Annotated in this window: 6 protein-coding genes; 2 read left to right on the top strand and 4 right to left on the bottom strand. The window is 70.1% G+C overall.

Features of this window, described 5'->3' with window-relative positions:
• The coding region (locus tag ACTHJJ_RS04920; RefSeq protein WP_440301820.1) for an LGFP repeat-containing protein at positions 1–519 on the top strand (519 nt) is incomplete at its 5' end.
• 83 nt (positions 520–602) lie between these two features.
• Here the strand turns inward: ACTHJJ_RS04920 and ACTHJJ_RS04915 are convergent.
• From ACTHJJ_RS04915 to ACTHJJ_RS04905, 3 genes are all read right to left on the bottom strand, one after another.
• A complete protein-coding gene (locus ACTHJJ_RS04915; RefSeq protein ID WP_440301819.1) occupies positions 603–947 on the bottom strand; it encodes a hypothetical protein in 345 nt (114 codons plus the stop codon).
• A 95-nt stretch (positions 948–1,042) separates the two neighbouring features.
• Positions 1,043–1,345 (bottom strand): DUF4193 domain-containing protein, encoded by a 303-nt coding sequence (locus ACTHJJ_RS04910; RefSeq protein ID WP_440301818.1) that lies wholly within the window; start codon positions 1,343–1,345, stop codon positions 1,043–1,045.
• Positions 1,346–1,413: 68 nt separating this feature from the next.
• Entirely contained in the window at positions 1,414–2,223 is an 810-nt protein-coding gene (locus ACTHJJ_RS04905) for a formate/nitrite transporter family protein (RefSeq protein ID WP_440301817.1), read from the bottom strand.
• Between the two features lie 192 nt (positions 2,224–2,415).
• On the opposite strand from ACTHJJ_RS04905, the gene ACTHJJ_RS04900 reads away from it, so the two are divergent.
• Positions 2,416–3,063 carry an NADPH-dependent F420 reductase gene (locus tag ACTHJJ_RS04900; RefSeq protein WP_440301816.1) on the top strand — a complete coding sequence of 216 codons (648 nt, stop codon included), beginning with the start codon at positions 2,416–2,418 and terminating at the stop codon, positions 3,061–3,063.
• A 69-nt stretch (positions 3,064–3,132) separates the two neighbouring features.
• Here the strand turns inward: ACTHJJ_RS04900 and ACTHJJ_RS04895 are convergent.
• Positions 3,133–3,704 (bottom strand): VWA domain-containing protein (locus ACTHJJ_RS04895; protein ID WP_440301815.1); only part of this gene is annotated, 572 nt, incomplete at its 5' end.

Below are 3,704 nucleotides of genomic sequence, written 5' to 3'. Positions count from 1 at the left end.
CAGCTCGGGTTCGAGAACGGGGCCATGGGCTACCCCACGGGCAACGAGGCGCCGGGCCTCACGGGCGGCGGTGTGGCCCAGGCATACCAAGGCGGGGCGATCGTCTGGTCCCCGGCCACCGGCGCGTTCGAGAGCAAGGGCGCGATCCGCTCCGCGTGGCTGTCGCTCGGGTCCCAGGATGGCCAGCTCGGCTACCCCACCAGCGGTGAGTACGCCGTCGCAGGCGGAGTCGCCCAGGACTACAAGGGCGGCAGGATCGTGTGGAGCCCAACGTCCGGGATCACGGTGACGGCCAACGGGACTGCCGCGCCGACCCCGAGCGCGGCGGCCTCGAGCACCCCGACTCCGACAACGCCGGCCCCGACGACGACGGCCGCGACGCCCAGCCCATCCGCCACGGCGACGGCGAGCCCGCGGTCCACTCCGGCCCCCAGCGCATCGGCCACTGCGGGTCCGGCCGGGGCAACAGCCCCGAGCCCGTCAGCGACCCCGACGGGAACGGCTGCGCCGAGTCACTAGGGCAGAAGGCGGAACACGCAGGGCCCCGGACTCCACAGGAGTCCAGGGCCCTGCTGCCTGCTCGCAGGTTCGTTGCGAGCAGGTCAGTTGCCGGCTCCGCAGACGGTCTGGAGGTGGTTGACGGCCCCGCTGACCTTGGAGGTGCTGAGCGCCGACTTGTCGCCGTTCGCGTAGCCCTCGAGGCCGTCGGCGAGTGCCGCAATGTCCTTCTTCACGTCGTCGGACGCCTTCTGGGCCAAGGTGCCCATCTGCCCGGCCACCCCGCTGACCTGACTCGGGCTGGGGGTGCCTCCGAGAGTCGACACGTTCTTCTCGATCGACAGGAACTGGGCACAGGAATCCTTCGTGGACAGCTGGGCCGAGCAACCGGACAGGCCGAGGGCGGCGGCGGTGAGCAGGGCTGGCACGAGGACGGCGGTCTTCTTCAATCTGGTCCCTACAGGTAGCTGGCCGGGCCCGGTGCCCCGCCTCGAACAGCCACCCTACCTGCTTCCCCGGGCAGTAGCCCGGGGGATGTCCCTGCTCAGCCCTCGCAGTCCCGGCAGTAGGCGTTCCCGTCCTTCTCCACGGCCTTCTGGGAGCGGTGCCGGACCAGGAAGCAGGACTGGCAGACGAACTCGTCGTCGCCCTGCGGGATGACCTGCACGGCAAGCTCACCCGTGAGGATCTCCCCACCCGGAAGATCGCCGCTCTCGCCACTGTCGTCGCCGTCGAGCTCGCGCACGACGCTCTGCGGGTCGGGCGCACTGGCCGACTTCACGGCCTCGAGCGAGTCGTTCTGGGATTCCTTGACGTCGGAGCGCAGTTCGTCGTAGTCGGCGGCCATGGGCCTGGCCTTCCTTTCGGCTGGGGGAGTGCGAGCAGCAACCGTACACCACGGCGTGCCCGCGGCGATCAGGAGCTCGCCCGGCGCTCGCTGAGGAGTTCCTTGCTGCGCAGCAGCCGCAGCGCGGTCACCAGCAGCAGTCCCCCGAGGACGTTGAACGCGGCGGTGTAGGCGAACCAGCCGAGCCACTGGCCATAGCCGAAGGGTGCGCCGGCATGGAGGGCGCCGAAGATCAGCAGGGAGTCGAGCACCGAGTGGAACAGGGGCAGCCCCGAGAGCAGGAACCCGCCCCCAACCGCTGCCGCAATCTTGCCGGGAACAGACTCCGTGCCCTGCTGCATGCGGGTCATCAGCGTGATGGTGCTGCCGCCCAGAGTGGCCAGGCAGAGGGATTGGAGGGACGGCGGCGCCTCCGCAAAATGCCGGGCGGAATCGATCACGGTGGGCGTCCATTCCGGAAAGGCCTTCATGACGAGCCACATGAAGCACCAGCCGCCCACGAGGTTCGCCGCAAGCGTTCCTGTCCACAGCTTGATGAGCTGGGGGAGCCGGGCCTGTCGGGCGGCCACTGCCGCGATGGGCACGAGGAAGCCCTCGGTGAACAACTCGCTCTTGGCCAGCAGGAGGGCGATGAACCCGACGCCGAAGGCAAGCCCGGCCAGCAGCTTGCTCCCGGTGGAGTGCTCGACGGCGAGGTAGGCCATGACGCCGAGCCCGACGTCGACGCCCCCGAAGAATCCGGTGATCAGGACCGAGCGCCACGTGCGGTGCAGGCGCTGCGCCCCTTCGGCGACGATGCGGTCGAAGGACTCCTCGATCTCCTCCTCGACTGGGGCATCGTTGCTGCCGAGTTCTCGCCGGCGGTCCTCGTCGCTCATGCAGGGCCTCTTCTCGCAGGGCGGTCCTTGGTGTCTGTCCAGCACGGCGCTGTGGCCCGGGCGCCTGCATGGCGCTCCGGCCCCCAATCTAGCCTCGCGGCCAGTGGGCCGCCATGCCTGCCCGCCCAGCGGAGCACCCGGGAATCCGCGGGGCCCTGGGAATACTGGGCATCCCCCGTGGTTGCATCCCACATGACAACGATCGGCTTCATCGGCAGTGGACACATCGGCTCCCAGCTCGCACGCCTGGCGGTGCGCTCCGGCTACGACGTGGTGGTGAGCAACTCGCGCGGCCCCGAGACCCTCTCGGGGCTCGTCGGCGAGCTCGGCCCGCACGCGCGCGCCGCGACCGCCCGCGAGGCTGCTGCCGCCGGGGACCTCGCCGTCGTCACCATCCCGCTCAAGAACATCGACCAGGTTCCGGTCGAGGAACTGTCCGGGAAGACGGTCGTCGACACCAACAACTACTACCCGCAGCGGGACGGCTCGATCCGCGCGCTCGACACCGAGGAGACGACGACCGCCGAGATGCTCCAGGCGCACCTGCCGTCCTCGCACGTCGTGAAGGCGTTCAACCACATCTATGCCCGGGACCTCACCTCCGACCCGCTGCCGGCCGGCGCGCCCGACCGCCGCGCCCTGGTGATCGCCGGAGACGACGGGAACGCCAAGGCGCAGGTGAGCCGTCTGATCGACGAGTTCGGTTTCGACGTCGTCGACGCCGGGCCGCTCGCGGAGGGCTGGCGCATCCAGCGCGACACCCCCGGATACGGCCCCCGTCTCGACAGGGCGGCGCTCACGCAGGCCCTCGCCGACGCCAAGCGCTACCGGGACATGTAGCGATCGTGGGGGAGTTCCCCGGGCCGCCGCCAGGCAGCGGGCAGCCCGGGGAAGCCCCCCATCCGGCAGTCAGCGGATGTGGCCCCGCCGGCGCTGGTCGGCCAGCCAGCCCGGGTACTCGTCGAGGAGCATCGCGTAGAGGTCCTGGGGGCTCGTGCGGTCCACGTCTCCGACCGGCTTGTAGTCGGCGTTGTCCACGTACCGGCCGTCGAGGTCATCGAGCTTCTGCAAGAAGGCGATGTTCTCCTTGCCGATGGAGAGGAACTGCCAGAACACCGGCGCGTAGGAGGCGCGGGTGATCTCGGCGACCGCCTCGGCCTTGCTGTCGGGGGAGCCGTCGGTGAGGAACACTGCCAGGACGGGCTGCCCGTCGGAGGCGTCCACCGCCCGGTAGCCGGTGGCCTTGCGGAAGAACCCGCCGCCGCCGGCCTTCGGGGCGAGCTTGAAGTAGTCGAGGACCGCGCTGAACGCGGCGGCGTAGTTGGTGGTGCCCATGTGGCGCTTGGCGACGATCTTGGCGATGACGTCGCGGAAGTTGTCCAGGTTGACGGTGCCCTCGTGCCGGGCGGAGGAGTCGAACGTGAACAGGTCGATCTCCCCGTCATCGTCGAGGTGCACGCCGAGCGCGAGGATGGTTTCCG

Source organism: Intrasporangium sp. (assembly GCF_051961875.1).
Taxonomy (GTDB): domain Bacteria; phylum Actinomycetota; class Actinomycetes; order Actinomycetales; family Dermatophilaceae; genus Intrasporangium_A.
The sequence above is the reverse complement of the archived record's forward strand: the minus strand, read 5'-3'. Positions and strand labels throughout refer to the sequence as shown.

Coding starts and splice junctions, on each gene's coding strand:
- ACTHJJ_RS04910 (WP_440301818.1), bottom strand. CDS start 1,345: ATGGCCGCCGACTACGACGAACTGCGCTCCGACGTCAAGGAATCCCAG.
- ACTHJJ_RS04905 (WP_440301817.1), bottom strand. CDS start 2,223: ATGAGCGACGAGGACCGCCGGCGAGAACTCGGCAGCAACGATGCCCCA.
- ACTHJJ_RS04900 (WP_440301816.1), top strand. CDS start 2,416: ATGACAACGATCGGCTTCATCGGCAGTGGACACATCGGCTCCCAGCTC.